24 protein-coding genes are annotated in these 26,867 nt (G+C 66.3%); 2 read left to right on the forward strand and 22 right to left on the reverse strand.

All coding sequences use genetic code 11. The annotated features are described in order from the left end of the window. Positions 1–14 precede the first annotated feature (14 nt). From I6F12_RS06170 to I6F12_RS06275, 22 genes are all read right to left on the reverse strand, one after another. Entirely contained in the window at positions 15–641 is a 627-nt protein-coding gene (locus I6F12_RS06170) for an NAD(P)H-dependent oxidoreductase (protein WP_109144212.1), read from the reverse strand. Positions 642–644: 3 nt separating this feature from the next. Next, entirely contained in the window at positions 645–2,219 is a 1,575-nt protein-coding gene (locus I6F12_RS06175; RefSeq protein WP_225155770.1) for an isochorismatase family protein, read from the reverse strand. A gap of 19 nt (positions 2,220–2,238) precedes the next feature. Further along, positions 2,239–3,087, reverse strand: a complete 849-nt coding sequence (locus I6F12_RS06180; RefSeq protein ID WP_036023756.1) for an MBL fold metallo-hydrolase — start codon at positions 3,085–3,087, stop codon at positions 2,239–2,241. A gap of 30 nt (positions 3,088–3,117) precedes the next feature. Beyond that, the gene (locus tag I6F12_RS06185) at positions 3,118–4,002 is read right to left on the reverse strand and encodes an amidohydrolase family protein (protein WP_225155771.1); all 885 of its coding nucleotides are present in this window, start codon (positions 4,000–4,002) and stop codon (positions 3,118–3,120) included. After that, positions 3,999–5,117, reverse strand: a complete 1,119-nt coding sequence (locus I6F12_RS06190) for a VWA domain-containing protein (protein ID WP_225155772.1) — start codon at positions 5,115–5,117, stop codon at positions 3,999–4,001. Before I6F12_RS06190 ends, I6F12_RS06185 begins: the two co-directional genes overlap by 4 nt. Continuing rightward, positions 5,114–5,995 carry a MoxR family ATPase gene (locus tag I6F12_RS06195; protein ID WP_109144209.1) on the reverse strand — a complete coding sequence of 294 codons (882 nt, stop codon included), beginning with the start codon at positions 5,993–5,995 and terminating at the stop codon, positions 5,114–5,116. The genes I6F12_RS06190 and I6F12_RS06195 overlap by 4 nt, the downstream gene beginning before the upstream one ends. 10 nt (positions 5,996–6,005) lie before the next feature. Next, a complete protein-coding gene (locus tag I6F12_RS06200; protein WP_036013333.1) occupies positions 6,006–7,028 on the reverse strand; it encodes a molybdopterin cofactor-binding domain-containing protein in 1,023 nt (340 codons plus the stop codon). Between the two features lies 1 nt (position 7,029). Continuing rightward, positions 7,030–8,622 (reverse strand): molybdopterin cofactor-binding domain-containing protein, encoded by a 1,593-nt coding sequence (locus I6F12_RS06205; RefSeq protein ID WP_225155773.1) that lies wholly within the window; start codon positions 8,620–8,622, stop codon positions 7,030–7,032. A 9-nt stretch (positions 8,623–8,631) separates the two neighbouring features. Next, positions 8,632–9,108: a (2Fe-2S)-binding protein gene (locus I6F12_RS06210; protein ID WP_225155774.1), complete on the reverse strand. Its 477-nt coding sequence runs from the start codon at positions 9,106–9,108 to the stop codon at positions 8,632–8,634. A 6-nt stretch (positions 9,109–9,114) separates the two neighbouring features. Then, a complete protein-coding gene (locus tag I6F12_RS06215) occupies positions 9,115–9,933 on the reverse strand; it encodes an FAD binding domain-containing protein (RefSeq protein ID WP_225155775.1) in 819 nt (272 codons plus the stop codon). 3 nt (positions 9,934–9,936) lie between these two features. Next, positions 9,937–10,380, reverse strand: coding sequence for an SRPBCC family protein (locus tag I6F12_RS06220; RefSeq protein ID WP_225155776.1), 444 nt, complete (start codon positions 10,378–10,380; stop codon positions 9,937–9,939). A 2-nt stretch (positions 10,381–10,382) separates the two neighbouring features. Then, a complete protein-coding gene (locus I6F12_RS06225; protein WP_225125943.1) occupies positions 10,383–10,820 on the reverse strand; it encodes an SRPBCC family protein in 438 nt (145 codons plus the stop codon). Positions 10,821–10,830: 10 nt separating this feature from the next. After that, a complete protein-coding gene (locus tag I6F12_RS06230; protein WP_225143101.1) occupies positions 10,831–13,749 on the reverse strand; it encodes a flotillin family protein in 2,919 nt (972 codons plus the stop codon). Positions 13,750–13,776: 27 nt separating this feature from the next. Further along, complete coding sequence (locus I6F12_RS06235) at positions 13,777–14,610, reverse strand: phosphoenolpyruvate hydrolase family protein (protein WP_225155777.1); 834 nt, start codon at positions 14,608–14,610, stop codon at positions 13,777–13,779. 3 nt (positions 14,611–14,613) lie between these two features. After that, positions 14,614–16,824: an ABC transporter permease gene (locus tag I6F12_RS06240; RefSeq protein ID WP_225155778.1), complete on the reverse strand. Its 2,211-nt coding sequence runs from the start codon at positions 16,822–16,824 to the stop codon at positions 14,614–14,616. Beyond that, the gene (locus I6F12_RS06245; RefSeq protein WP_225155779.1) at positions 16,817–17,599 is read right to left on the reverse strand and encodes an ABC transporter ATP-binding protein; all 783 of its coding nucleotides are present in this window, start codon (positions 17,597–17,599) and stop codon (positions 16,817–16,819) included. Before I6F12_RS06245 ends, I6F12_RS06240 begins: the two co-directional genes overlap by 8 nt. Further along, on the reverse strand, positions 17,592–18,674 hold the full coding sequence (locus I6F12_RS06250) for a branched-chain amino acid ABC transporter permease (protein WP_225155780.1): 1,083 nt from the start codon (positions 18,672–18,674) through the stop codon (positions 17,592–17,594). Before I6F12_RS06250 ends, I6F12_RS06245 begins: the two co-directional genes overlap by 8 nt. A 1-nt stretch (position 18,675) precedes the next feature. Next, the gene (locus I6F12_RS06255) at positions 18,676–19,686 is read right to left on the reverse strand and encodes a branched-chain amino acid ABC transporter permease (protein WP_225155781.1); all 1,011 of its coding nucleotides are present in this window, start codon (positions 19,684–19,686) and stop codon (positions 18,676–18,678) included. Positions 19,687–19,970: 284 nt separating this feature from the next. After that, positions 19,971–20,798, reverse strand: a complete 828-nt coding sequence (locus I6F12_RS06260) for an AraC family transcriptional regulator (protein WP_225155782.1) — start codon at positions 20,796–20,798, stop codon at positions 19,971–19,973. Positions 20,799–20,922: 124 nt separating this feature from the next. After that, the gene (locus I6F12_RS06265) at positions 20,923–22,173 is read right to left on the reverse strand and encodes an ABC transporter substrate-binding protein (protein WP_036013367.1); all 1,251 of its coding nucleotides are present in this window, start codon (positions 22,171–22,173) and stop codon (positions 20,923–20,925) included. Between the two features lie 196 nt (positions 22,174–22,369). After that, entirely contained in the window at positions 22,370–23,365 is a 996-nt protein-coding gene (locus tag I6F12_RS06270; protein ID WP_225155783.1) for an alpha/beta fold hydrolase, read from the reverse strand. Positions 23,366–23,378: 13 nt separating this feature from the next. Continuing rightward, entirely contained in the window at positions 23,379–24,314 is a 936-nt protein-coding gene (locus tag I6F12_RS06275; protein ID WP_225156130.1) for an MBL fold metallo-hydrolase, read from the reverse strand. A gap of 229 nt (positions 24,315–24,543) precedes the next feature. On the opposite strand from I6F12_RS06275, the gene I6F12_RS06280 reads away from it, so the two are divergent. Further along, positions 24,544–25,488 carry a LysR family transcriptional regulator gene (locus tag I6F12_RS06280; RefSeq protein WP_225155784.1) on the forward strand — a complete coding sequence of 315 codons (945 nt, stop codon included), beginning with the start codon at positions 24,544–24,546 and terminating at the stop codon, positions 25,486–25,488. A gap of 427 nt (positions 25,489–25,915) precedes the next feature. Further along, on the forward strand, positions 25,916–26,866 hold the full coding sequence (locus I6F12_RS06285) for a PDR/VanB family oxidoreductase (protein WP_225155785.1): 951 nt from the start codon (positions 25,916–25,918) through the stop codon (positions 26,864–26,866). Position 26,867: the final 1 nt, after the last annotated feature.

Raw genomic sequence — 26,867 nt, forward strand, 5'->3', positions numbered from 1 at the left:
GCCGCCAAAGCGCTTCAGAACGTCGCGGCCATTGCAGCGAGCCTTTGATGGGCCCGTTCGCGGGCAGCATCGATCGGCGCTTGCGGTCCCGTGGTTGGACCGATCAGCACGAAGCGGACATTGCTGATCCCGATGAAGCGCAGGATCTCCCGTAAGTAGGGCGTTGCCATGTCGATGCGGCCGCGGTTCATGCCGGTGGCAAAATCGCTGCCGCTGGCGATGATCACCAGCGTCGGCCGGTCCTTGAGCAGCGGTAGATAGCCCTGCGACGGATCAAACCGAAAGGTGAGGCCGGGCTGGACAATGATGTCGAACCACTGCTTGAGCTTGTAGGGAAGGCCGAAGTTCCACATCGGGGTCGAGATCAGCACGCGATCGGCGAGCGAGAAGCGCAACGCCATTCGCTCGGCCTCGGCAAAGCTGTCGCGCTGCGCATCGGTGAAGACCTGAGCCTTCATGCGCGCGTATTTGGCCTCGACGATCGGACCTGTGAATTCCGGCATCCGTTCACGCCAGATGTCCACGACATCGATGTCCCAATCCGGCCGGGCCTGGCGGAAGCCATCGAGAAAGAGCCGCGCGCCGGCTGTCGATTCGGCCTCGGCGCGCGGCGAGCAGGACAAGTGCAGGAGCTTTGCCACAGCTCATCCCAGCGCTCTGATCACGGTATCGGCCCTGGTCACGACCGCGACGTTCTGCATGGCGAAGTTGATCGAGGCATTGTGCCAGTCGGCATTCATGGTCGAGCAGCAATCCTCGGGCACGATCATGAAATAGCCCTTGTCGGCGCCGGTCCGCGCCGTGTGCTCGATCGACATGTTGGTCCAGGCGCCGGTATTGATGATCATGTCGCGACCGGTCGCTTTCAGGATCGTCTCCAGCCGCGTGCCTTCCCAGGCGCTCATCCGCATCTTCTCGACCACGAAATCGCCGGGCCGGGGCTCGAGGCCTGAAACCGGGGCCGCACCCCAGCTCCCGCGCACCATCGCCTTGCTGTCGACCAGGCCCTCGAACAACGGAGCGTTCAGCGTGACGCCGGGCGCGCCGGGCTCGACCACGAACCAGACATGGATGATGGTGACGCCGCGGGCGCGGGCGGCTTCCGCCAGGCGCCGCACATTCTCCACGACATGCTGCTGCTTGGCGTGACCCGGCGCGCCCGACTCGGCGAAAGCCCCGCCGTCCATGATGACGTCGTTCTGGAGATCCTGAATGATCATGGCGCAGCGTTGCGGATCGAGGCGCATCTCGCCCTCGGTCAGAATAGGTGCGGCTGGCGATGAGCCCGGGCTTGTTCCGCCGCCAGCGCGCCTGCCGCTCATATAGGGCTCATGCCGCGGGCCGACCCGGGTCGGGATCGCATACACCGAGTGCGTCGAGGTGAGATAGAGCGTGCGGAAATCCGGCCCGCCCCAGGCGAGGTTGGCGACCAGCTCCGGCACGCGGACCTTGCCGAGCAGTTCGCCGCGCGGCGAATAGACCCAGACGCCGCCGGGCGCGGTGACCCAGACATTGCCGTGCTGATCGCACTTCATGCCGTCGGGCAGACCGAGCTCGAGCTCGGACTTGATGCCGCTCGCAAACACGCGCGCATTGGACAGCGAACCATCGCTGTTGACGTCGAACACGCGGATCAGGGCTTGCACGGTGTCGTTGACATAGAGCAGCCTCTCGTCCGGCGAGAAGCACAACCCGTTCGGCTGGTCGAACAGATTGCGCTCGACCACGAGCTTCGGCTCGCCGCCCGGCACGACGCGGTAGACGCCCTGGAAGCCGAGCTGGCGCGGCCGTTCGACGCCATAGACCGGCATGCGGCCATACCATGGATCGGAGAAATAGATCGCGCCGGATGAGTGCACGCAGACGTCGTTCGGGCTGTTGAGCTCCTGGCCGCCGAAATGCGAGGCCAGCACCTCGCGCCGTCCGTCCGGGCGTTCGCGGATCAGCGACGAGGTCGCGTGCTCGCAGACGATCAAATTGAGCTCGGCGTCATAGGTCATGCCGTTGCATTTGTTCGACGGGCGTTTGACCTCGACGACCCCGCGCCGCGCATCCCAGCGCCGCCGCACGTCGGCCGGCATGTCCGAGAACAGCAGATAATGATCGACCGGATGCCAGATCGGCCCTTCCGTGAAGTCGAAGCCGGTGCCGATCTGTGCGACCGGCGCATAGGGGTCGATCAGGGTTTCGAACTCGCTTCGCAACGTCACATGCGTCATCGGTCGATCCTCGACAACGTCAAGCCGGGAACCAGTTGCGCTCGGGCAGCGACTGCACGATCGGGCCAGGGACTTGATCGTGCAGACGCCCCACGACATTGCCGCCTTCGATCTTGGCGGGACGGTCGTGGACCGGGAGCAGGTAACGCGAGCTGCTCAGCAGCTTTTTGATCGCCGCCTTTTCCGCGCGCTTGGTGGTGCCATGGTTGCCGGTGGTACGCGGCTCCCAATCGTGGATCTCATGGAAGGGCGTGACGATCTGGTCGTTGAAGTCGTAGATCACGTCGCCGCAGATGGTGGCGATGCCGTCGGCGGTCTCGACGATGATGTTCATCGAGCCCTCGGTGTGCGCGTTGGCGGCGTCGCAATAGACGCCGGGCATCAGCTCGATCGGCCCGGTGATCTCGAGGTCCAGGAAGCGCAGTGCGCTCTTGGTATGCAGCCGGTCGATCAGGTGCTTGATGTCTGGCGCGGGATATTGCGGATGCATCAGGCCGGAGACGGAATATTCGAGCTCCTTGCGGTTGAGCACGACGGTCGTGTTCATCGGAAACAGGTCGTCCTTGCCGGCATGGTCGATATGCAAATGCGTGTGGCAGACGAAGCGAACGTCGCCCATGCGAACGCCGTGGCGCGCGAGCTGGTTCTCGATCATGTTCTCATGATACTGGAGCCCGCGCATGCCCAGCGTCTCCATGATCTGGTTGGAGCGATAGCCGGTGTCGACCACGACAGGATATTTGCCGCCGAGGATCAAAAAGCCGAGCGTGAGGACGCGGCGGGTGCGGCCGCAGTCGCGGCCGAGCACCAGGAAGCTCGATTCCAGCTCGATATCGCCGTAGTCCAGGATCTTGATCTCCAGCGCCATTCGTTTCCCTCCCGTCTCGTTTCTTGTCTGTCAAAGCCGATAGACGCGCGTCGCCGTCGTCCTGAAGATCGCATCCTGCTGCTCCGCACTGAACGGGGCGGCGGCGTCGCGAAAGGCTGCGACGAGCTCGCGATAACTGGTCCACAATTTCTCGATCGGAAAATTGGAGCCGAACAGGCAGCGCTCGGCGCCGAAGATCGCGACGGTATCAGTGAGCACGGCGGCGATATGCGCGGGATCGTTGCGATGGATGAAGGTGCCGAGCCCGGACAGTTTCGAGACCACGTTCGGACAACTCGCGAGCCGGGCCATCCCGGCGCGCCAGGCCGCCCGTCCAGCCGGCGAGAGATCCTCGAGCATGCCGGCATGCTGGAGGATGAAGGTCACGCCGGGACAGGATTCGGCCAGCTGCGCAGCATCCGGCATCTGCGGCGTGAACACCTGCAAATCGAAGCTCCAGCCGTAATCGGAAAGACGTGCGACATTGCGACGGATCGTCGGGTCGGTGCAGAGATCCGGACGCGCTGCGAAGCGATAGAGCGGGTTCTCGTGCCAATGCAGCTGCATGCGCACCCCGCGCAGTAGCGGATAACGATTGAGGCGGTCGAGCTGCGGACGGACGTCCTCGGCCGCGAAATTGGCGTAGGCAACGATGGCGTGCGGCCAGCCATGTTCGTCGGAGGTACGCTGTACCCACGCTGCTTCCTCCTCAAAATGCTCGGGCGCCCAATTGGTCTGCACATAGACGGAACGGGTGACGTCGCTGTCCTTGAGATCGTCGAGATATTCCTGGATCGGATAATCGCGCCGGATTGGCTCGTACGGTCCGAAGATGCGGGGCTGCATGGGACCGGTCAGCCAGGGCAGATCGGCCTGCCGCCAGATGTGATGATGGCCGTCGACAATATTGCTCACGCAGCTCTCCTTCCCAGTGCCAGGACGTGGGCGACGATCGATGCGCTCGACCCGCCGTCCACGAGATCGTCGACGAAGCGTTCGATCGCGACCAGCGCTTCTGTCTGCGGACGGAACGCGGGGCCTGTCGCGAGCGGCGTCAGCCAGCTCAGGCGCCAGGCCCGCCGCGATAGTTTCGCGACAGCGTCGCGAAGGGCGTCCGGCTCTCCACGCTCGAGCCCGTCGGAGATGATGATCACAGCGGCGCCGCGGGCGTAGCCGCCGAACCGCGGGACCGCCAGGAACGCTTGCAGCGCGTCGCCGATCCGAGTGCCGCCGTCCCAGTCGCTGACCAGATGTGCCGCGGCGCTCAGCGCCTGCTCGCGCCGTTTCAGCCGCAGCGCGCGGGTGACACGGGTCAGACGCGTGCCGAAGGTGAAGACCTCGACATTGGGCGCGGCCTGCACCAGCGTATGCGCAAGCTTCATATTCTCCTCGGTGCGGCTTTTCATCGAGCCGGAGACGTCGATCAGCAGTAACACCTTGCGCGGCCGTTGCCGCCGTTTCATGTGGCCGAGCCGCAGGATCTCGCCGTCGCTGCGGACAGAGTCGCGCAAGGTGCGGCGGAGGTCGGCAAAGGGGCCGCGGCGCGCCCGCATGCGGCGGTGCCCGCGCCGCCGCGGCAGGCGCCGCGGGGCCTCGCGCGCCAGCCGTCGGAGCGCATCGGTCGTGGAGAGCTGCACGAAGCGGCGCTCGACCAGCGCCTCAGTGCGCGATGCAGTCAGGCCGGACTCGTTGGCCTCGTCGGAGAGCAGGGGCTCCTCGTCGCCGCGACCTTCCTCCTGCAGACGGACGGTCTCGTCGTCCTCGCCGTCGTCGGCACGCTCGATCGCCTCGCTGCCGCGGAAATGCAGGTCGAACAGCCGATCGAAGGTGGCGCGGCGCTCGGGCGGAGGGGCGAGGGTGGCGAGCGCAGATTGCTTGATGTCCTCGAGCTTGCGCGGTCCGAGCAGCGCAATCGCGGCGAGGAACGCGGTGGTCTGCTCCGGCGCGACGGCGAAGCCGTTGGCGCGCAGCAGGGCGACGAAGGAAACAAAGGTGCGGGCAGCGCGCGGGAGCTGTGGCTCGATGCTCATGCGGTCGCCTCCGCGAGCATGGCATCGAGCCGCGGCGCGATGAAGTGCAGGTCCTCTTCGTCCTTAAGCGCGACTCCGATCGAGCGTTTGAAGGCATCAGGCCAGCGCGCGCCGCCCTTGTTGAGGAGGGTCGCGGCCTCGGCCCAGTCGACGGCTTCGGCGATCCCGGGGGCCTTGCTCAGCGGTTCACGCCGCAATCTCTCGACGGCCGCGACGACGGCGCGGGCCGTGGTTTCGGCGACGCTGGAAGCGCGCATCATGATGATGCGTGCCTCGCGCTCCGCCGTCGGATAATCGATCCAGTGATAGACGCAGCGGCGGCGCAAGGCTTCGTGCAGATCGCGGGTCCGGTTCGAGGTGAGCACGACCACCGGCCGCTCGGCCGCGCGGACCGTGCCGCGCTCGGGAATCGAGATCTGGAAGTCGGAGAGGAATTCGAGCAGGAAGGCCTCGAACTCCTGATCGGCGCGGTCGATTTCGTCGATCAGGAGCACGGTGGAATCAGGTGCGCGCAGCGCCGCCAGCATCGGCCGCTCGATCAAGAACGTCTCGCCATAGATGTCGATGCTCTCGTCGCCGGCCTGACGGATCGCCAGCATCTGGCGTGGATAGTTCCACTCATAGAGCGCGGCAGAGGCGTCGATGCCCTCGTAGCATTGCAGGCGGATCAGGCGGCGGCCGAGCACGGCGGCGATGGCTTTGGCGGCCTCCGTCTTGCCGACGCCGGGCGCGCCTTCGAGCAGCAGCGGCTTGCCGAGCGCGAGGCCGAGATAGGCGGCGGTCGCGAGCCCTTCGTCGGCGAGATAATAGGCCGCCCGCAGCGCCCGCTCCAGCGCCTCCGGGCTGTCGATGCCGACGATGTTGCTGCGAACCGCCACGGCCGATCCTCTAACGCCGCGCCTGCGGCCGCGCGCCGCCCTGCGCCTTGATCGCCCGCAGCACTTTCTCGGGCGTGATCGGCAGGTCGTCGATCCGCACGCCGACGGCGTTGAAGATTGCGTTCGCCACGGCGGGCAGCACCGGATTGGCGCACATCTCGCCGGGGCCTTTTCCCCCGAACGGACCATCAGGCGCAGGGCGTTCAAGCACCGCGATATCGTGCGGGCAGATATCGCCTGGACCGGGCATCAGATATTCGACGAAGTCGCGGGGCCCGTGGACAGGATCGGGATAGTACGGCTCCGGCGTCTCGTAGAGGGCGTGGCTGACGCCCATCCAAGCGCCGCCGACCAGCTGCTGCTCGACGAGGCGCGGATTGAGCGCACGGCCGAGCTCGTAAGCCGAGTCCATCCGGACCATCGCGACCTCGCCGGTCTCATCGTCCACCTCGACCTCGGCGACAAGGCAGGCATGGGCATAGCAGGTTGCCGGCGACATCTCGCCCGTTTCAGGGTCGACGTTGGAGAGCGGCACCAGGAAGATGCCTCGGCCGGAGATGGTCTTGCCCTGTTTGAACTGCGCGGCAATGGCCACGTCCTTTGTCGAGATCGAGCGGTGCGGCGCGCCCTTGACGTGGATGTTGCCGCGCCCGTCGGTCTCGAGATCGGCGGCGTTAACCTCGAGCTCCTCGGCCGCCGCCTCCATCATCACGCCGCGCGCCTCGCGGGCGGCGGCCATCACGGCGTTGCCGACGCGATGGGTGCCGCGCGAGGCGAACGAGCCCATGCAATGCGGGCCGGTGTCGGAATCCGCGGTGTCGACATAGACGTCCTCGACCGGCACGCCGAGCGTCTCGGCGCAGATCTGGCGCGTCACCGACTTCATGCCCTGGCCGAGGTCGATCGAGGACAAGGCCACGGTGAACTTGCCGCTCGGGTTGGAATGCACCAGCGCCTGGCTCGGATCGCCGCCGAGATTCATGCCGATGGGGTAGTTGATCGACGCCATGCCGCGTCCACGATGCCGGGTCATCTCAGCGTCTCCTGGTGCCGAACACGGAGGAGAATCGGGTCGCGCCGTGCGATGGCGCGGCCGGGCGGGGCGGGGGAGGTGGCGGCGGCGGCGGAGGTGGTTCGCGCGGCGGCTCTCTTGTCGCCGTCACCGGCGCGCGGTCGTAGGTCGTGCGCTGCTGCGCCGGCGCAGCGGGCCGGCTGCGCGAATCCGTCGGTGTTGGCGGGATGACGGCGCGGCTGCCGCCGCCGTCCTTGCGCGAGGAGGCGCGCCTGAACTCGTCGCGGATCGGCCATTTGGCCTTCTCGGCTGCAACCTGCACGCATTCGATCAGCGCGGTGTTCTTGGCCTCGCGCCGGTGCGCCTTCATGTCGCCGTCCCGATAGGCGTTCAGGATCCGGAACTCCATCGGGTCCATGCCGACGAGGTTCGCGAGCTTGTCCATCTGGCATTCGATGGCAAAATCCATCGCGGTGACGCCGAAGCCGCGCATGGCCGTGGCCGGCGTGCGGTTGGTGAAGACGCAATAGACGTCGCCATAGACGTTCGGGATGGTGTAGGGCCCCGGCAGGTGCGCGGCGCATTTCACGGCGGCATAGCTCGACAGCCGCGTATAGGCGCCGCTGTCGAAATAGGCGCGGATCTTGCGCGCGACGATGCGGCCGTCGCGCATCACGCCGTCCTTGATGTAGATGCGCTCGGCGCCGCGCGGCGGGCCGTATTGCATCTCCTCCTCGCGGCCAAACACGTAGCGGACGGGGCGCCCCGTCAACATGGCGCCGAGGATCGCGAGCGGTTCGGTCAAGGTGTCGACCTTGCCGCCAAAGCCGCCGCCGACCGTGCCGCCGATGAAGTGGAAGGTGTTGGAGGGCACGTCGAGGATCTTGGCGCAGGTGTCGACCGAAAAGAACAGCGCTTGCGTCGAGGTATAGACGACGTAGCGGCCGTTGGTATCGGGCGCGGCGATGGCGCCGTTGGTCTCGGTCGGCGCGTGCTCGATCGGCGACATCTGGTAGCGCTGCTCGAGCACGTGGTCGGCGGTTGCGAGCGCGGCATCGGCATCGCCAAAGCGCAGGCGCTGGTGGTCGTAGACGTCATGATAGATGAAGGCGTTCTTCGGATAGGTCTCGTTGACGACGGGCGCACCCGGCTTCAGCGCATCCTCGACGTCGAAAACGGCCGGCAGCGGCTCGTAGTCGATCCTGACCTTTGCGATCGCCTCGAACGCCTCGCGCTCGCTGTCGGCGACGATAGCGAGGATCGGCTCGCCCTTGTAGCGGACCTTGTCAACCGCCAGCGACGGCTCGTCGTCCTTGCCGAAGTTGATCAGGCTGAGCAGCGTGTTGAGGTTGCGTGGCACGTCCGCGCCACGGATGATCCGGCGCACGCCTGCCGAGCGCTCGGCCTCGGTGGTATCGATGCGGCGCAGCCTTGCATGGGCCTGGGTCGACCGAACGACCTTCAGGTGCAGCATGCCCTGCAGCTTGTGGTCGTTGAAATAGCTGGACGTGCCCGTGATGTGGCCGAGCATGTCCTGCCGCTGCGTGCCCTTGCCGATTTCCTTCAAATTATCGTCACGCTCGTCGGCGAAGATGTCCTTGCGCAGTTCCAGCATGGTCTGACCTCAGGCGCTGGCCCGGCCGCCCGCGGCGGCGAGGATGGCATTGATGATGGGCTCGTAGCCGGTGCAGCGGCAGATGTTGCCGGAGATCGCCTCGATGACGTCGGCCCGGCTCGGGGTCGGATTGCGGTCGAGCAGCGCCTTTGCAGCCATCAGCATGCCCGGCGTGCAATAGCCGCACTGGGCGGCGAAATTGTCGGCAAAGGCGCGCTGCAGCGGATGCAGGTTCGGGCCTTGCTTCATGCCGTCGAGCGTCTCGACCGAGCGGCCCGCGACGGTCTCGGCGAGCGTCAGGCAGGAGAGGTGAAGCTCGCCATCGATCAGCACGCTGCATGTGCCGCAGCCACCCTGGCCGCAGCCGAATTTCGGCGTCATGTCGCCGATCAGCTCGCGCAGCGCGACGAGCAGGTTCGTGCCGCCGTCGACGAAGATCGCGACGTCGCGGCCGTTGTGGCGAAACTGCAGGGGGATTTTTGTCATGGCCAGTTATTCCTGTCCCGACAGCAGGCGCCGCAGATGCACGCCGACGATCTCGCGGCGATACCAGCCGCTGCCGAGCGCGTTGTCCGAGGGCGAAGTTCCTTCTGTGGCGGCAGAGGCCGCAGCTGCGATGGTTGCCGCATCCAGCGAGCGGCCCTCCAGCGCGCGCTCGGCGGCGCGAGCGCGGATCTGGGTCGGCGCCATCGAGCCCAGCGCAATCCGCGCACCCGCAATCCGTCCGCCGCTGACCGGCAGATGCGCGGCAAGCGTGATCACCGAGCCGCCCTTCGGCTTGATGCGCGCGATCTTGCGATATCGGAACGCCTCGCTGCTTGCCGGCCGCGTGCAGGACACCGACAGCACCAAAGTTCCGGCCTGACGCTCGCGCCCCTGCAGAAACTCCTCGATCGGAGTATCGCGCGAGCCGAAGCCGCCTTGAACCGCAATGGTGGCGTCGAGCGCCAGCAGCGCCACGGTGAAATCGCCGTAAGGGTTCGGCGCGAACAGATTGCCGCCGACCGTGCCCATGTTGCGGACGGCGGGACCGCCGATCGAGCGGGCAGGGGCATGCAGGAAGGCGAGGTCGCGCTCGGCGAGCACGCGCGCGAAGGTGACGCCGGCGCCCAGTGTGATGCGCGGACCGGACGCGTCGATCCGGGTCAGCGCCTGGTCCTGCGCCCGCACGATCGTCGAGATCGAGACGTCTCCTTCGTTCAGCGCGCGCATCACCAGCGTGCCGCCGCCGAGATAGCGCGCGCTCCGGTCCGACGACAGTGCGCCAGCCGCCTCGCTCGCATTCGTAAAGGTCTTTACCGTCACGGCCATGGCTTAAGCGGCCTCCTTCAGATGGCGGCGGATCGCTTCGAATCCGGCCTGATAGATGTCTTCCGCGACCATGTGGGTGATGCGGTCCTTGTCCTCCGGCTTCGTCGTGAACCGCGATTCCCAGTGCCAGAAGGTGCGGTCACCGTCGGTCACCGGCAGCAGCCGGACATGCGCGACGTAGTTGAACATCGGGACCGGCGTATCGAGCAGGCAATAGCTGAAGGTCTGTTCCAGGTCGGACAGTGCCAGCAGCTGCTCGCGCAGCTCCGAGCCGTCATTCAGCTTGAACCGTCGCACGCAGCCGATCTTGTCGGCGGATTGCGCGCGTTCGATGGAGGAGGTCGCAACCGCCGGGTGCCAGCGGTCGTGCCCGTTGAAATCGCGCAGCACGTCCCACACCGCGTCCGTCCGTGCGTTCAGGATCGTGCTCTTGACGATATGCGGCACGGCTAGCCTCCGAACACGCGCTTCAACGCGTCGAAGCCGCCCTGGAACACGCCGCCGCCGATATTGTTGACGAGCTCGGTCTCGCGTTCCGGGGCGCAATCGAACTCGGCGGTCCATTCCAAGAACGTCTGGTCACCGTCGGTGACGGGCGTCAGGCGCAGGGTGGCGACGTAGTTCTCGACGCCCATCGGCGATTCCAGGATCGAGTAGGTGCAGAACATGTCGTAATCGGAGAGGCCGAGCAGCTTCTCGCGGATGCGGTCGCCGTTGCGCAGGCGGAAATCCCGGACACAGCCGATCTTGTCGGCGGGCTCGCCGCCCTCGATCCGGCTTTCGGCGATGGCCGGGTGCCAGTTCGGCAGGCCGTTGAAATCGCGCACCCGCGCCCAGACGCGGTCGTTGCGGGCGTTGACGACGGTGGAGACGTAGACGCGGGCCATCGCTCAAACCTCAGCTCTTCTTCCGCGGCCCGCGCTCGGCCGGCGGCTCGCCGCCCTCGGTCGCAGGCGGAGCGGCCGCCGGCTTGTCGCCGCCGCCACCACCTCCGCCGCCACCCTTGCGCGCGGCCTCCTTGATGCCCTGCATGTCGCGGGCCTCGCGGATCAGCCCCGGCATCTTGGCTAGGCTGCCGCCTTCGACGCCGATGTCGGACAGTATGGAGTCGATCAGCGGCGCCTGGACGCGGTAGCGCAGGGCCGAGTCGATCACCTCGTCGGTGGCGCTGCGGCCGCCATTGCCGTTGCCGTGGCCGTTGCCGTTGAGGCCGTCGACCTGGAGGATGCGGATGCCTTCGATCTTCTCCATCGGCTTGACGCTCTCGCGCACGATGCCCTCGATGCGGTCGAGCAGCTTTCTGCGGAACAGCGAGTAGCGTGCCTGGTCAGTCAGCACGTTCTCGGCTTCGTTCAGCATGCGTTGCGCTTCAGCTTCGACCGCGGCGCGCACGCGCTCGGCTTCGGCGGCGATGCGGGTCTCTTCGGCCTGCTTCTCCGCCAGCAGAACCTCGACGGTCTTGCGCCGTTTGGCGATCTCGCTCTCGCGGGCGGTGACGACGCGCTCGGCGGCTTCGGTCGCCCGGATCCGCGCCTCCTCGGCGGCTGCGCGCGCGGCCGACTCCTCCAGCGACTTCTGATGGATCGCGATCGCCTTCTCCATCAGCACCGTCTCGACGTCCTTCTCACGATTGACCTCGAGCTTGCGCAGCTCGCGCTCGCGGCCGATGCGGGCCTCGTCGAGGCCGCGGTCGGAGGCGATGCGGGCACGCTCGACTTCCTCGCGCGCAGCAATCTCGGCCTCCTGGAGCGACTGGACGCGGGCGACCTCGAGCTGCTCGATCGCACGTCGCCGCTCGATGCGCGCCGCCTCCAGTGCCTGCTCGCGCGAGACGTCGGTGGTCTCGACCTCCTTGCGCGCCACGATCTCGGCCTGCCGGACCTGGCGGTCGGCGTCGATCCGCTCGGACTTCTTGGTCGACAGCGCGATGACGCGGTCCTCGTCCGCGATCTCGATCGCCTTCTTCTGCTCGATGTTGAGCACTTCGCGCTTCTTGGAGGAATTGATGCGCTCGGCCTCGAGCGCCAGGTCGACCGTGATGCGCTGCCGCTCGATGGCGTCGCGCCGCTTCAGCTCGGCCGCCTCGAGGACGCCGGTCCGCTCGATTTCGAGCGCGCGCGTCTCCCGTTCGGCCTGGATGCGCTCGGCCGCAACCGCCTTTTCCTGGGCGATGCGGGCCGCCTCGATCGCCTCGCGCGAGGCGATGTCAGCTTCCTCGACGGCGCGGTTGCGGGCGATCTCCAGGGAGCGCACGCGCTCCTCCTGGGCGATGCGCGAGGCTTCCGTGGTCTCGCGCGCCGCAATGCCGGCGACATCGAGCGCCTGGTTGCGCTCGATCTCCAGCTGCCGCGTGCTCTGCTCGGCGGCGATGCGCTCGGCGGCGAGCGTCCGCTCTCGGGCGATGCGGGCGGCCTCGACCGCGCGCTGTGCCTCGATCTCGGCCTCCTGGATAGTCCGCACCTGCTGGATCTCCAGCGCGCGGGTGCGCTCGTCGGACGAGATGCGCTCGACATTGACGATCAGCGTCTGGGCGATGCGCGCCTTTTCGGTGGCCTCGCGTGCGGCAATCTCGGCCTCGTCGACCGCGCGCGTCCGCTCGATCTCGCGGCGGCGTGTCTCCTCTTCATTGGCGATGCGGGCATCGGTGACGACGCGGTCTTGCTGGATGCGGGCCTTTTCGATGGCCTCGCGCGCGGCGATTTCGGCTTCCTCTACCGTGCGCATCCGCTCGATCTCGCGCTGGCGGACTTCGCGTTCCGAAGCGATGCGTGTGGTATCGATCGAGCGCTGGTTGGCGATCCTTGTCTTCTCGATCTCCTCGCGCGCCAGCAGCTCCTTCTCCTCGATGGTGCGGGTCCGCTCGATCTCCTTCTGGCGGGTCTCGCGCTCGGAGGCGATGCGGGCTTCCGCGATCGCCTGCTCATTGGCGATGCGGGCGCGCTCGATGGCCTCGCGGGCGGAAATCTGCGCCTGTTCGGCCTCGGTCTCGCGCAGCGCCCGTTCGCGGGCGACTTCGGTGCGTTGGAGCGCGCGGCGCATCTCGATGTCGCGTTCCTGCTCCAGCCGCGCGGTCTCGCTCTCGCGCTCGATCTCCAGCGCCTGCCGCTCGGCTTCGAGGTTGCGCGAGCGGATCTTGATCATCGAATCCTGCTCGATATCGTTGCGCAGCTTCCGCCTGGCCTCGATGTCCTCCATCAACCGCGTCAGGCCTTCGGCGTCGAACCGGTTCGAAGGGTTGAAGAACTCGAGGTCAGTCTGGTCAAGATCGGTGATCGCAACCGATTCCAGCTCGAGGCCGTTTTGGGCGAGAGCTTCCGCCGCTTCGGTCTTGACCCGCGCGACGTAGTCGCCGCGACGCTCGTGCATTTCCTCCATGGTCATCTCGGAGGCGACCGAGCGGATCGCGGAGATGAACTTGCCGGCCAGCAGTGCGTGGAGCTGCCCGGGTTCCAGGGTGCGGCGGCCGAGTGTCGCCGCGGCAATCGAGACGGCCTCCCGGGTCGGCTGCACGCGGACGTAGAAGTCGGCCTCGATGTCGACGCGCATGCGGTCGCGGGTGATCACGGCATCCTGCTTCGAACGCACGATGCCCATCGGCAGCACGTTCATGTTGACGGGCGTGTAGTCGTGGATGAACGGCAGCACGAAGGCGCCGCCATTGATCACCACGCGTTCGCCGAGGAAGCCGGTGCGGACGAACGATGTCTCCTTGGAGGAGCGGTGGTAGAGCCAGTTCACGATATAGACGCCAACCACGATCACGATGATCGCGACGATCAGCCAGAGGATCAATTCACCGACCAACATCCCTGACATCTTTCCCTCCCTCGAACCTATCAGGCGTTATCGCGCGCCGATCGCCTTGAATTGCCGCACCTGTTCCGTCAGCGCCCGCTCCACCGGCAGCCGCTCCATCGAGGACGCCCCGTAGAAGCCGTGGCAATGACGGGTGTTCTTCATGATGAAATCAGCGTCGGCGGGATCTGCGATCGGGCCGCCATGCGCCAGCACCAGGATGTCCGGATTGACGCTGAGCGCGGCGGTGGCCCAGGTGTCAATCCGCGCCGGGCAGTCCTTGAGCCTCAAGGCGGTTTGCGCACCGATCGTGCCCCCGGTGGTCAGGCCCATGTGGCAGACGATGATGTCGGCGCCGGCGATGGCCATCGCCGCGGCTTCCTTCTCGCTGAATACGTAGGGCGTGGTCAGCATGTCCTTGTCGTGCGCCTTGGCTATCATGTCGATCTCGAGCGCGTAGGACATGCCGGTCTCTTCGAGATTGGCGCGGAAGGTACCGTCGATCAGGCCGACCGTCGGAAAGTTCTGGACGCCGGCGAACCCGAGTGCCTTCAGCTGGTCCAGAAATACGTCCATGTCGCGGAAGGGATCGGTGCCGTTGACGCCCGCCAGCACCGGGGTCTGGTCGACCACGGGGAGCACCTCGCTCGCCATTTCCAGCACGATGGCGTTGGCATCGCCATACGCCATCAGGCCCGCGAGCGAGCCGCGCCCGGCCATGCGGTAGCGGCCGGAATTGTAGATGACGATGAGGTCGACGCCGCCGGCTTCCTCGCATTTGGCTGAGAGCCCGGTGCCGGCGCCGCCGCCGACGATCGGCTCGCCGCGCCTTGCCATGTCGCGAAACTTTTTCAGCAGCGCCGCGCGTTCAAACCTGGCCATCGGTCACCTCGCTACTCTCCGCCGCACACCGGTCCGCCCGAACAGGTTTCGGAACGCACTGACGATGGCGGCGGCGAAATCGGGATCGTTGATGTTCTTGGGGATGCGAATGAGCTGGCGGTTGCCGGTCTGCCGCACGGTCCGCTCCAATGTGCGGAACAGCGCGGCGTCGGCATCCGGATCCCAGAACGGCTGACCTCGCGCGTCGAGGGCCGAGACGCCGCCCTCGGGCAGGAAAAAACGCACCGGGCCATCCATCTGGTTGAGCCGCTCGCCGATCCAGCGGCCCATGCGCTCGTTCTCTTCCGCCGTCGTCCGCATCAACGTCACCTGTGGATTGTGGACGTGGAATTTGCGGCCGCGATAGCGCTCGGGAATGGTGTCGGGCGCGCCGAAATTGACCATGTCGAGTGCGCCGACCGAGCCGACATAGGGCAGGCGGCTGCGGATGATCGCGCCAAAGCGGTCCTCGGCGGCGGGAAATACGCCGCCCATCATGAGGTCACAGATCTCGGTCGTGGTGAGGTCGATGACGCCGGTGAGCTGACCGGATTCGACGAGCTTCTCCATGGACCGGCCGCCGATGCCGGTGGCGTGAAAGACCAGGCATTCGAAATCATCGCGCAGCTCGGCCGCGATCTTCTGCACGGCCGGCGTGGTAACGCCGAACATGGTGATGCCGATTGCGGGCAGCCCGCCGGCTTCGCGCGCCGTTGCGGCACGCGTGTCGAGCCGCGCCTTGACCATGCCGGCGAGCGCATTGGCCCCGTTGGCGAGCACCGCGCGCGAGATCGAGTTCAGCCCCTGCACGTCGGTGACGGAGTACATCATGGTGATGTCGGCCGGGCCGACATAGGGGCCGACATCGCCCGAGGCGACGGATGAGATGATCAGCTTGGGAACGCCGACGGGCAGGGCCCGCATCCCCGGGGCGACCAGCGAGGCCGCGCCGGAACCGCCTGCCGAGATCGCGCCGGCGACATTGCCTTGGCGCCGCAGCCAATTGGCAAACGCATCTGCCATCGCGGTCACGGCGGCTCCGCGATCGGTGCCGAACACGGCGGAGCCGCCGCGGCCCTGATTCAGGGCGATCTCCTGCGCGGAGACATCGCAGGAGGAATGCTTGCCGCTGGTCGAGACGTCGACCAACCGCGTGCGCAGGCCGCTTTCGGCTATGATGTCGCGGATGTAGCGCAGCTCCTGGCCCTTGGTATCGAGCGTGCCGACGACCAGCACCACCGGCGGGCCCGAAGCCTGCGCCGCCACCGGTTCGTGCTTGCGCCGCGCCGTCTCGTCGAGCCGGGCGACCTGCGTCGAGAGCGTCCGCGCCGCGGCCTCGATGCGGGCGATCGGCACCGGTTGCGACCATCGCGTCGGCAGCGTCGGATTGGAGATGTAGATGCGCACCGGCCCGTCGCGCCGTGGCGCCGGCGCCGGCTTCGTTTCGGCGCCGGATGCGGCGATTTCGATATCCGGTTCGAGCTCCGCATGAAGCCCGACGCCGAGCAGGCGCTGCTGTAGCTCGCGGTCCGCGGCAAGGCGCGCGGAGTCGATGATGCGGTTGATGCGGCCGTTGACCATGATCGCGACGTTGCGCGAGATCGCGGTGGCGACGCCGATGTTCTGCTCGATCACGAGCACGGCCATGTCGCCGTCTTCGCCCAGCCGCAACAGCATCTCCTCGACCTGCGCCACGATGACGGGTGCGAGGCCTTCGGTCGGCTCGTCCATGATGAGCAAATGCGGATTGGTGAGCAGCGCGCGCGAGATCGCCAGCATCTGCTGCTCGCCGCCGGAGAGCTGGCCGCCGCCGTGGCCCTTGCGCTCGGCGAGGCGCGGGAATGTGTCGTAGATGCGCTCGACGGTCCAGGCGCCCGAACGCAGACCGCCGGCGAGCTGCAGATGCTCGTCGACGCTGAGCGAGCGCCAGAGGCGGCGTCCTTGCGGCACGTAGCCGACGCCGAGTCGGGCGATCTGGGCCGGCGGCCGCCGCGTGACATCCTCGCCGCGCACGCGGATCGAGCCGCCGCTCACGCCGACCAGCCCCATGATTGCCTTGCACAGCGTGGTCTTGCCCATTCCGTTGCGGCCGACGACTGAGAACACGCCGCTCTCCAAAGTGAGATCGACGCCCTGCAGCGCATGCGAGTGGCCGTAATAGACGTCGAGCCCGCGGATCTCGAGCGCGGGATTGCTGCGGCGGATCTCATTCATGGCCGCCTCCGAGATAGAGCTCCTGCACCTCGGGGTCGGACTGAATCTCCTCCGGCAGGCCTTCCTTGAAGACGCGGCCGTTGTGCATCATCGTGACGCTCTCGACGACGCGCAGCGCAACGTCCATGTCGTGTTCGATGATGATGTAGCCGATATGGGCCGGCAGGGAGGTCAGGATCTCGATCAGCTCGGCCCTTTCCGTTGGCGACAGGCCCGCCGCCGGCTCGTCGAACAGCACGAAGCGCGGCGCACCGGCGAGCGCGAGCGCGATCTCGAGCTGGCGCTGCTGGCCGTGCGCGAGCTCGGCCACGCGCTGGTCCTTCACGGCGGACAGATGCACGGCCTCGATCAGGTTGTCGGCCGCATGCATCAATGCATCGTTCTGCCCCGGTCGTAGGAACGAGAAGCGTCCGCGCGAGACGCCGCGGCAGGCGAGATAGACGTTGTCCTGCACGGTGAGGCCGGGGAACAGCGCCGAAATCTGGTAGGTGCGGCGCAGCCCGCGGCGGATGCGCTCATAGGGCGGAAAGTGCGTGACGTCCTCGCCGAAGAAGCGGATGGTGCCGGAGGAGGGTGGGAAGTCGCCCGTGATGCAGTTGAACAGCGTGGTCTTGCCGGCACCGTTCGAGCCGAGCACGGCGCGCCGCTCGCCCGGCCGCACGGTGATGGTGACGTCCGTCAGCGCGGCGAGCGCGCCGAACAGCCGCGTCACGCCGCGCAGCTCCAGCGCAGCGCCGGCACCGACTGCGGAGAGGCGTTGGGCGACGCTAACCATGGCCGCGCCCTCCACTGGTGCGGCTCACCTCGCGCCGTTGATGCTGACGCCAGCGCTGCCAGAGGCCGATGACGCCGTCCGAGGACCAGAACACGATGGCGAGGAAGCCGAGCCCGATCAGCAGGCGGAAGCGGTTGCCGTCGAGTCCGAGTCGGACCAGGAAGTCGAGCGCGAAGGTGCGCAGCAGCACGAAGATCAGCGCGCCGATGAAGGGCCCGATCGGGCGCGTGATGCCGCCGACGACGGCGATGATCAGCACGTCGATGCAGGCGCCGACGCTGACCGAACCCGGCGAGATCTGGCGATAGTTCCAGACCTGGAGCACGCCGGCCAGCGCCGCGACGAAAGACGCGAAGGCATAGGCCGCGACGCGGTGCGCATTGACGTTGAAGCCGAGCGCCGCCATGCGCCGCGGATTGTCGCGCACGCCCTGGAGCGCAAGGCCGAACGGCGCGCGCGAGAGGTATTCGACGGCGAAATAGCAGAGCGCGGCGACCGCCAGCACGATGTAATAGAAGGGAATGTCGGCGCGCCAGTTCACGCCCCAGAAGTGTGGCGTGGCCACGGTGTTGATGCCGGTATGACCGTTGAAGATCGCCCAGTTCTGGTTGGTGAAATAGTAGAAGGCCGCTCCGATCGCGAGCGTGATCATGATGGTGTAGATGCCTTCGGTGCGCACCGCGAGCGCGCCGCCGAGCGTGCCGAACGCGGTCGCCAGTGCCAGCGCCATCGGCACTGCGAGCCACCACGGCCAGCCCAGGCTGATATTGGCGTTGCCGCTGACGCCGAACACGGCGACCATGTAGGCCGAGAAGCCTGCGATGGTGAGCTGCATCAGGCTGACCATGCCGCCATAGCCGGCGAGAAACATCAGGCTCAGCGCCACGGTGCCGAGGATCAGCGTGGTCGCGAAGATCTCGATCAGAAAAAAGCTGCTCGCGATCAGCGGCATGACCAGGAGAATGGCCGCGACGGCCCAGGCGGCGGGGTTGTTGATCTCTGGCCACGTCCGGGCCGGGCGCTGCGCCTTGGTGGTGCGGCCTACGGTGACGTGGGTATCGTGGGCGAGCGACATCTCAGCGCCTCGCCAATAGGCCTTGCGGCCGGATCGCCAGCACCAGCACCATGATCAGGAAGGTCACGACGATGGCGTAGGTCGGGATGTAGACCGAGCCGAGCTGCTCGGCGAGGCCGATGATCAGCGCGCCGAGCGCGGCGCCCGGAATCGAGCCCATGCCGCCCACGATCACGACGACGAGGGACGCCAGCAGGAAACGGATGTCTTCGCCGGGCGACAATGACTGGAAGGTGCCGCCGACGACGCCAGCGATGCCGGCAAGCCCCGCGCCGAAGGCGAACACGCCGACGAAGACGAGCTGGATGCGCACGCCCGTCGCGGCGAGAATATCGCGGTCGTCGACGCCGGCGCGGATGATCATGCCGATCCGGGTGCGGTTGAGCGCGAGCCACATCGCGACGCCGATCACCACGGAGGCCACGAAGATCACGAGCCTGACGAGTGGATATCTGAGGTAGACCGGATCGCCCGAGGATTTGATCGCAGTCACCAGCGGCAGCTCGATGGGACCGATCAGCCATTTCGGGGTCTGGATCTGGTAGAAGTCGCCGCCGCAGGCCCACAGCATGAGATCGGCAAACACGATCGAGAGCCCGATCGTCACCATTGTTTGCCTGAGATCCTGGCCCTCCATCCGGCGGAACACGATCACCTGCAGCAGCACGCCGACAAAGGCGGTCAGGACAAAGGCGACGATGAAGCCGAGGATCCACGAGCCGGACGATGTGCTGATGGCATAACCGATATAGCCGCCGAACAGATAGAGCGAACCGTGCGCGAGGTTGACGTTGCGCATCAGGCCGAAGATCAGCGTGAAGCCGCTGGCGACCAGAAAATAGAGGCCCCCGAGCGTGATGCCGTTGAACACCGCGTTGAGGAAGACGCGCTTGCGGCCGATCGCCTCTTCCAGCCCCGGCGGCCAGACTGCGAAGATCAGCCAGAGCGCGACCGCAATCGCGATGATCGTAATCAGCGCCCAGGCCGGATGGCGTTCGACGAAGCGGTTCATGGCTTCACCTCGCCCCGCTTGCGGGGAGAGGTCGGCGCGTAGCGCCGGGTGAGGGGGACTCTCCGCGAGTCAAACTGCCGCCGCACTTGCGGAGACTCCTCCTCACCCAGACCCTCTCCCCGCAAGCGGGGCGAGGGGGCATGCAGACCGTGACCGGCCGCTAGCCTCGCCATGAACGTGCGCTCCCGTCACTCGCGATCCTCTTTTCCGGGATCGCGTTGCCGGCATCCTAGCCAAGCGGCGAGGGCGACGTTTGATCGTGAGTATCTTTTCGTAGCCTGCGCTCAGGCGCGCAAAACCTTGGCGGCGCGACGATAATCGGTCGGGGCCATCCCGACATTGGCGGCAAAAAAGCGCGTGAAACCGCTCTGTGAGGAGAAGCCGAGATCGAAGCCGATGTCGGCGATCGGTGTCTCGCTCGCCACCAGCGCTTCGAGCGCCTGTTCCATGATCAGCGTGTTGAGATAGAGGTTCGGCGTGACGCCGGTCTGCACGCGGAACAGCCGGTAGAAATGCGGTCGCGACAGGCCGGATTCGCGCGCGATGGTGTCGAGCTCGATTTCAGCGCCGGGGCTCTCCGACATCATCTTGATGCACTTGCGGACGCGAAAGTCGGTGACGGCGCCGCCTGCGCGCGGATCGCGCGCGGTCTCGGCCTGCTGCCAGCTTTCGTCGTAGCAGATGTCGATCAGCCGCCTCAGCTCGGAATCGAGACTGGAGAGCGATGGTGCGCCGCACACGAGCGCGGCGGTCCGCCTGATGTGCTTGTCGAGTGCGGGCGTGCGCCTGAACTGGGTGCGGCCGAAGCGCAACCGGTCGGAGCCGGAGGCATCCGGCGCGAACCATTCGGCGTTGACGTAGAGCACGAAGAAGATCGCGCCGCCGTCGAGATCGGTCGGCAGGAAGTTGTGCGGTTCCCAGGGATTGACGGCGACGACCGACGTCTCGGTGAGATCGTAATGCCCGTCGGAGACATCGATGCATGCCGACATGCCGCCGACATGGAAGATCAGATGACCTTCGCGATGGGCGTGGATATTGAAAGGCCGGTTCAACTGATAAACCGTCGCCCGGCCGAAGCGGCCATGGAAGACGGCGAGCGCACGGCTCATGCCTTCCCCTCCCGAATGTTCTTGTCTTTTCGGCCAGCCTTCAACAACACCGCCGAGATTGCAAGAGCGGAGAGCGACCGCGTCAGCGAGTCGCTCCCCGGTTGCGTCTGCCTGACGTGATGCGTCAGTACTTCTTACATTCCGGCACGGTGCGGCTCGGCAGCCCGATCTTGGAGAACACGGCCGGGTCGTAGCCGAGCGTCTGGTTCACGTTCGGGATCACCTTCACGACCTTGCTGAACAGCGCGCCCTTGCCGTCGTCGACGACTTCGGTGACGAAGTTGGTGCCGATCGCCTGGCGGTTGGAGTCAAGCTTGATCTTGCCGTTCGGTGCGTCGAGCTCGATCTTCGCCAGTGCTTCCTTGTACTTGGCCTGGTTGTTGGAGAGATCGCCGTTGACCTGACGCAGTGCGAGGATCAGCGCCATGGTTGAATTATAGTAGTTGGTGGCGAGCAGCGACGGGCTCGGGAAGCGCTTGTTGGGCGGGAAGGCGTCTTGATAGGCCTTCACGAATTTCTGCCAGCCCGGATCCTCCCAGGTGTCGGCCTGTCCGCTCGCCGCGATGGTTCCGATCAGCGCGTTCTTGGCGTTGCCCTTCGACGACAGGATCGTCTGGTCGATCATGATGGAACCGCCCATCAGATGCGCCTTGCCGCCGGCCTGCTGATACTGGTTGAGGAAGTTGACGGCGTCGGCGCCGCCAAGCCCGAGATAGATGGCATCGACGTCGTCGGGCAGGGCAGCGATGACGGAGGCGAAGTCCTTCGTTCCCAGCGGCACCCATTGCCGGTTGGTGACCTGTCCGCCCATGCCGCAGAACTCGAGCACCAGCCCGAACACCTGGGTATAGATGAAGGAATAGTCCTCGCCGACGGTCGCGATCTTGCGATACTTCTTCTCTTCATAGGCGTATTTGCCGAGGCCGATCTGCCACTGCGCGCCGTCCATGTTGTAGCGGAAGAAGTTCGGTGCCGGGTCGACATAGGTCGTTTCCTGCGCACCGGATGCGGCATTGATGAACGTCAGCCCGGGATGGCTCTTGGCAAAATTCTTCACCGCAATGCCTTCGTCGCCGGAGAGCGGCGACAGCAGGATCTGCACCTTGTCCTGCTCGATCAGCTTGCGCACGGCGCGCACGGCGGAGTCCGGCGTTGCATCGGTCGAAGCGACGATGAATTCGAGTTCCTTGTCGCCGACCTTCTTGCCGAGCACGTTAAGCGCGGTCTGGTGGCCGCGCATGCCGTCCTCGCCGAGCACCGTGTAGGTGCCCTCGAGCGTTGCGGTCACGCCCACCTTGATCTTTTCCTGGGCGATCGCCGCGCCCGAAAGAAACAGGCTGCTCAACGCGAGCAGTCCGATGCTGCATTTCGACATGTGCTCCTCCCTGTGTCATCGCTTGTTGCCGCGACGAACCGTATGGTGCCCGTGGCTCTCGAAGCCCGCGGCTTTGGAGGAAAGCTAACCGAAGTCGGATGCGCTGCACCCATCGCGGCCTCGTTCGGCTTGACCGGCAGTCTCATTTTTGAATGTTGCGGCGCGAGTGATTTTCGCGGTGCAGCAGGACGCCGCGCTAGCTGTAATCTTCGCCGAGAAACTGGTTGATCGCATCGAACGCCTGCAGACGGTTTTTCTCCAGCAGAACCATGTGCGTGCCTTCGCCAATCTCGACCCATCGCCGGTATGGCGCATGCGTCAGCGAAAGGAAGAAGTTCTGCGCCGAGTCGATAGGAACGTCCTGGTCCCATTCCGCGTGGACCAGGAGCACGGGCACGCGAATGTCGGCGGCGTCATAGAGCCTCTTGCCCGCGGCCCAGTATTCGCGGATGTCCAGGATCGGGCCGTTGACGGCACGCATGATGGCAGGCGTTTGCGCGCTGCCTAGCGGGTCCGTGGCGAGCGAGATGTTGGCCCAGAGCTCGAAGCCGCCCGCCGGGATCAAGCTCGATCGTGCCGCTTCCGGCGCAGCCGAAAGCCAGCGCTCCCTGAAGTCCAGTACGGGAACGTTGCGATAGCCGCCGAGGCGCCCGCCTGCATCGATCGGAGCTGGGCCCTGCAGCACCCAAAGCGGCGCGACCAGCGCGAGCTTGACGACTTTGTCGTTGTTGCCTGCGGTGTAAGCCCCAGCCACTGAGCCGCCCCAGGACATGGCAACCAGATTGAGGCGCGCGATCTTGCGTTGCTTGAGGATGTACGCGACGGCGCTGGCAAGGTCCCGCACGCCGACCTCGGTGCGCACGAGCGGTTCGGACTGCTCCGGCGGCGCGTCCATCTCGGGCGGGCGGGTCGATTGGCCATAGCCGCGCACGTCGAGCGCGAAGACGTCATACCCATGGCGGGCGAGATGATCCATGAACGAGACACCGCCGAGTGGCGTATCGAAGAGGCTTTCCGATGAGTAGGTCGCGCCGTGGATCATCAGGATGGTTCGCTCGGCGGAGAAGGTCTCGAGCGCCGCGGGGCGCTTGTTGCGCAAGTGAAGCGAAATTCCCGCCGTGTCGCTCGGGATCATGAGATCCTCGACCACGATCTTGGGCCTGTCGACGCGCGCGCTGGCGTGCTGATTCATGATCGTTCTCCGTTCAGACGAATTGCCAGGTGAAGCGTCCTCCGGTGCGGCTGACGCGGCCGACCGATGACTGTGCGAAATGGGTGGTGAAGATGATTGAGCCCCGCTCGGCAGCGCCCTCCAGCACGAAGGCGCGCGAGCGCAACGCGGCTTCCGGGAATTCGCAGAAGCAGGAATTGAGCGAAGGCTCATAGACCTGGAGCGGATGGTGCATCACGTCTCCGGCGAACAGCGCCTCTTCGCCGCGTGAGACGAGGCGGATGGAGGCGTGATCGACGCTGTGGCCGGGCGTCGGGACGAACGAGATGCCCTCGATGGCCTCGCTCCCGTCCACAGCGATGAGCCTGGCAAGTCCGGCCTCGATCACCGGCCGGACGCTGTCGTCATAGACACGGTCGGCCGGCTTGCGCAGCGCGGGGCCGAGGGCCGGGGCCGGGCGGGCCGCTCCGGTCGGCTCTGTGCCCGTCGCGAGGCTCTCGCCATAGGCCTGCTCGATCGCGGAGAAGACGTAGGTCGCATTCGGGAAGGTCGGGACCCAGCGTCCCTCGACGAGACGGGTGTTCCAGCCGACGTGATCGGCGTGCACGTGGGTGAGCAGCACGTAGTCGACCTGCTCCGGCGTGACGCCCGCTGCGGCCAGCCGCGCCAGGAACGGTTCGTTGAGCCGGTGAAGCGGCGGAATCTCCGGCCGGTTCTTGTCGTTGCCGGTGGCCGTGTCGATCAGGATCGTGTGGTGCGGTGTCCTGACCAGCCAGCTGTGAATGCTCTGGATGAAGGTGCCGGTCGCAGCATCGAACGAGCCCGCTTGAAACTCGTCGCGATTGCGCTCCAGCGCCTCTGGCTCGCCTCCCGGATAGAGCGCGTCGAACCTGAATGCGGCAAGCCGCAACTCGTCGATCCGCGTGATGGATGCTTCGCCGACCTGATAGGTCTTGGCCGCGTGAATCATCAAGATGTCCTCCACTGGACCGCGGCGTAGGGCTGGTTGCCCGGGCCGCGGTGACGGTGAGGTACGAAGCGCGCCAGGCCTTGGGGAGAGTCGCGGGCTCGATAGGTCCCATCGACATGGTCGATATCGGAAAGGACGCTGGCTCAGCTTTTCACACCGGCGTTTTGGCCCTAACCCTCGTATCGCGGCTCGTCGCGGTCGCGACATGCCCCAGACGGAGGTGCCACCGATGCAGGATGCGGAACACGGCCGGGGTCGGCCGGCCGATGATAACGATCTCGCCGAGATCGACCTCGGTCTGTTGCTGGCTCTGGAGGCTCTCCTGCGCGAGCGGAACGTGACGCGCGCGGCCTCCCGGCTCAATATCGGGCAGCCTGCGCTCTCGGCGCGGCTGAACCGGCTGCGGCAGATCTTTGCCGATCCGCTGTTCGTACCCGCCGCGAGCGGGCGCGGCGTCGTGCCGACGACGCGGGCGGTGGAGTTGCAGACGGCGCTTGCGGACGTGCTCGGCAAGCTTCGTCGCATGGTGGAGGGGCCGGCTGAGTTCGACCCCGCCAAGAGCCAGCGTACCTTCGTCGTTGCCATCCACGAGAATCCGGCCGTGACGCTGGCGCCCGGCCTGGTCGCGCGCTTGACCGCGATGGCCGAGCGGGCGCGGCTCGCCCTCGTTCACCCCGCGCGCGATGTCGTGGATCAGCTCGAAAGGGGAGAGATCGACATCCTGGTGACGGGCGCCGACCGCGCACATGGCGAGCTGATGCAGCGGCCGCTGTTCGAAGACGGCTTCCTGTCCGCACAGCGCAAGGGTCATCCCCGCGGCATCGGTCCGCTCGATCTCGACAGCTTTTGCGCGCTCGACCATCTGCTGATCTCCGCCGATGGCGGCGGTTTCTCGGGCCTGGTCGACGACGCGCTTGCCGCGCTCGGCCGCTCCCGGCGCGTTGCCGTCTCGATCCAGACCTATGCGCTCGCGCCGGTCATCCTTGCGCACAGTGACTGCATCTGCACCCTTCCGCGGCGGTTCCTGATCCGCTTCGCGCACGAGCTCGATCTCACGCCCCCGCCGCTCGATCTGCCGCCCGCTCGCATCGTCGCGCTGTGGCATCCGCGCAATCAGGAGGACAAAGGCCACGCCTGGCTTCGCGAGTGCCTGTACCAGGCGGCTGCCGCTTGATCGCGACGTGCCCTCACGTGGGGAGGAGCGGCGCTGTCAGGTTGTAAGTTCTGATTTCTGGAATGAAGTCGGCCAGCTTGCATTCGTTGCGTCCGGTATGCCGCCTGCCGCCTTCCTGAGCTGCGTGCCGAGATGGGCAGGTGCCTCGAAGTATCACCGGATCGCCATTACCGCCGGCTTTCGCCCCTTGTATCCTTGCTCGATGCCGAGCGCAGGAGAGCGCATGATGCGCCGGGCCTGACGACCGGCGGCAAGCCGGTAGCGAGCCCCCCGGCTGGCCCACTGACGTTGCCGGCGGGCGATCGCCCGAGACGCCAGCTGGCGATCCATTGATTGCATCATCCGGACCTGCCCCACGCTGACGATTGACAGCGAATTATTACATGTCTAAAAATATGCAAATTCATATAATCCGTGAGATGCCTGAATGGACGTGCATCCGCTCAAGCTCAAGGTCAGGTCGTATGTCGCGGAGACGCCGTTCATACGGAGCCTTGTGTTTGGTGTGGTGGACGGCGTCGTGCCGCAATGGCAGGCAGGTGCGCATCTCCGCGTCGCGCTCCCGAATGGCGGAGACCGGCCGTACTCGCTGATGGCGTTGCCGGGACTTCCTGAAGATGCGCTGGCGCTTGGTGTCCTGCGCGAGGAGGCTTCGAGCGGCGGCTCGCAGTTCATGCACGCGCTCAAGGTCGGCGACGTCGTGAAGGCGAGCGCGCCGGTCAACAATTTCCGACTGCACGAGGGAGCAGCGCCGGCGCTGCTGTTCGCCGGCGGCATCGGCATCACGCCCGTTCTGTCGATGGCGGCGGAACTGGCGGCGCGGGGAAGCTCATATCGCCTGCACTATGCCGGGCGCACGCAAGGATTGCTGGCGTTCCTGCCGCAATTGCAGGAGATCTGCGCCGGAGGGCTGTCCGTCCACTACGACAGCGATGAATCCCGCCTCGACATTGCCGCGGCGCTCGACGATGCCGCAGCAAACGCCCACGTCTATGTCTGTGGCCCTTCGGGCATGATTGACGCGGTGAAGGCCGCTGCGGCCGCCGCCGGGGTGTCAGCCGATCGCGTTCATTACGAGCTCTTCAAGTCCGAGCAGCCGTCATCGCCTGACCGGCCGTTCGAGGTCGAGATCAAGTCGACCGGGCAGGTTGTCGGCGTTGCTGCGGGGCAGACCATCATCGAGGCGCTGGAGGCGGCCGGTTTCGACGTGCTCTACGACTGCCGGCGCGGCGATTGCGGCATCTGCCAGTGCGGCGTGATCGCGGGAGTCCCCGATCATCGCGACGTCATCCTCAGCGACGAGGAGAGGGCGTCCAACAAGGTCATGCAGATCTGCGTGTCACGCGCGAAGTCGGAACGACTGGTGCTGGATCTCTAGG

Source organism: Bradyrhizobium sp. IC4059 (assembly GCF_020193615.1).
GTDB classification, from domain to species: Bacteria; Pseudomonadota; Alphaproteobacteria; order Rhizobiales; family Xanthobacteraceae; genus Bradyrhizobium; species Bradyrhizobium yuanmingense.

Excerpts from the sequence above, each read along its gene's own strand:
- I6F12_RS06175 (WP_225155770.1), bottom strand. The coding sequence starts at position 2,219 with ATGACGCATGTGACGTTGCGAAGCGAGTTCGAAACCCTGATCGACCCC.
- I6F12_RS06200 (WP_036013333.1), bottom strand. The coding sequence starts at position 7,028 with ATGACCCGGCATCGTGGACGCGGCATGGCGTCGATCAACTACCCCATC.
- I6F12_RS06275 (WP_225156130.1), bottom strand. The coding sequence starts at position 24,314 with ATGATTCACGCGGCCAAGACCTATCAGGTCGGCGAAGCATCCATCACG.
- I6F12_RS06270 (WP_225155783.1), bottom strand. The coding sequence starts at position 23,365 with ATGAATCAGCACGCCAGCGCGCGCGTCGACAGGCCCAAGATCGTGGTC.
- I6F12_RS06260 (WP_225155782.1), bottom strand. The coding sequence starts at position 20,798 with ATGAGCCGTGCGCTCGCCGTCTTCCATGGCCGCTTCGGCCGGGCGACG.
- I6F12_RS06280 (WP_225155784.1), top strand. The coding sequence starts at position 24,544 with ATGCAGGATGCGGAACACGGCCGGGGTCGGCCGGCCGATGATAACGAT.
- I6F12_RS06255 (WP_225155781.1), bottom strand. The coding sequence starts at position 19,686 with ATGAACCGCTTCGTCGAACGCCATCCGGCCTGGGCGCTGATTACGATC.
- I6F12_RS06250 (WP_225155780.1), bottom strand. The coding sequence starts at position 18,674 with ATGTCGCTCGCCCACGATACCCACGTCACCGTAGGCCGCACCACCAAG.
- I6F12_RS06215 (WP_225155775.1), bottom strand. The coding sequence starts at position 9,933 with ATGGCCGTGACGGTAAAGACCTTTACGAATGCGAGCGAGGCGGCTGGC.
- I6F12_RS06245 (WP_225155779.1), bottom strand. The coding sequence starts at position 17,599 with ATGGTTAGCGTCGCCCAACGCCTCTCCGCAGTCGGTGCCGGCGCTGCG.
- I6F12_RS06225 (WP_225125943.1), bottom strand. The coding sequence starts at position 10,820 with ATGGCCCGCGTCTACGTCTCCACCGTCGTCAACGCCCGCAACGACCGC.
- I6F12_RS06205 (WP_225155773.1), bottom strand. The coding sequence starts at position 8,622 with ATGCTGGAACTGCGCAAGGACATCTTCGCCGACGAGCGTGACGATAAT.
- I6F12_RS06190 (WP_225155772.1), bottom strand. The coding sequence starts at position 5,117 with ATGAGCATCGAGCCACAGCTCCCGCGCGCTGCCCGCACCTTTGTTTCC.
- I6F12_RS06265 (WP_036013367.1), bottom strand. The coding sequence starts at position 22,173 with ATGTCGAAATGCAGCATCGGACTGCTCGCGTTGAGCAGCCTGTTTCTT.
- I6F12_RS06210 (WP_225155774.1), bottom strand. The coding sequence starts at position 9,108 with ATGACAAAAATCCCCCTGCAGTTTCGCCACAACGGCCGCGACGTCGCG.
- I6F12_RS06240 (WP_225155778.1), bottom strand. The coding sequence starts at position 16,824 with ATGAATGAGATCCGCCGCAGCAATCCCGCGCTCGAGATCCGCGGGCTC.
- I6F12_RS06230 (WP_225143101.1), bottom strand. The coding sequence starts at position 13,749 with ATGTCAGGGATGTTGGTCGGTGAATTGATCCTCTGGCTGATCGTCGCG.
- I6F12_RS06235 (WP_225155777.1), bottom strand. The coding sequence starts at position 14,610 with ATGGCCAGGTTTGAACGCGCGGCGCTGCTGAAAAAGTTTCGCGACATG.
- I6F12_RS06285 (WP_225155785.1), top strand. The coding sequence starts at position 25,916 with ATGGACGTGCATCCGCTCAAGCTCAAGGTCAGGTCGTATGTCGCGGAG.
- I6F12_RS06180 (WP_036023756.1), bottom strand. The coding sequence starts at position 3,087 with ATGGCGCTGGAGATCAAGATCCTGGACTACGGCGATATCGAGCTGGAA.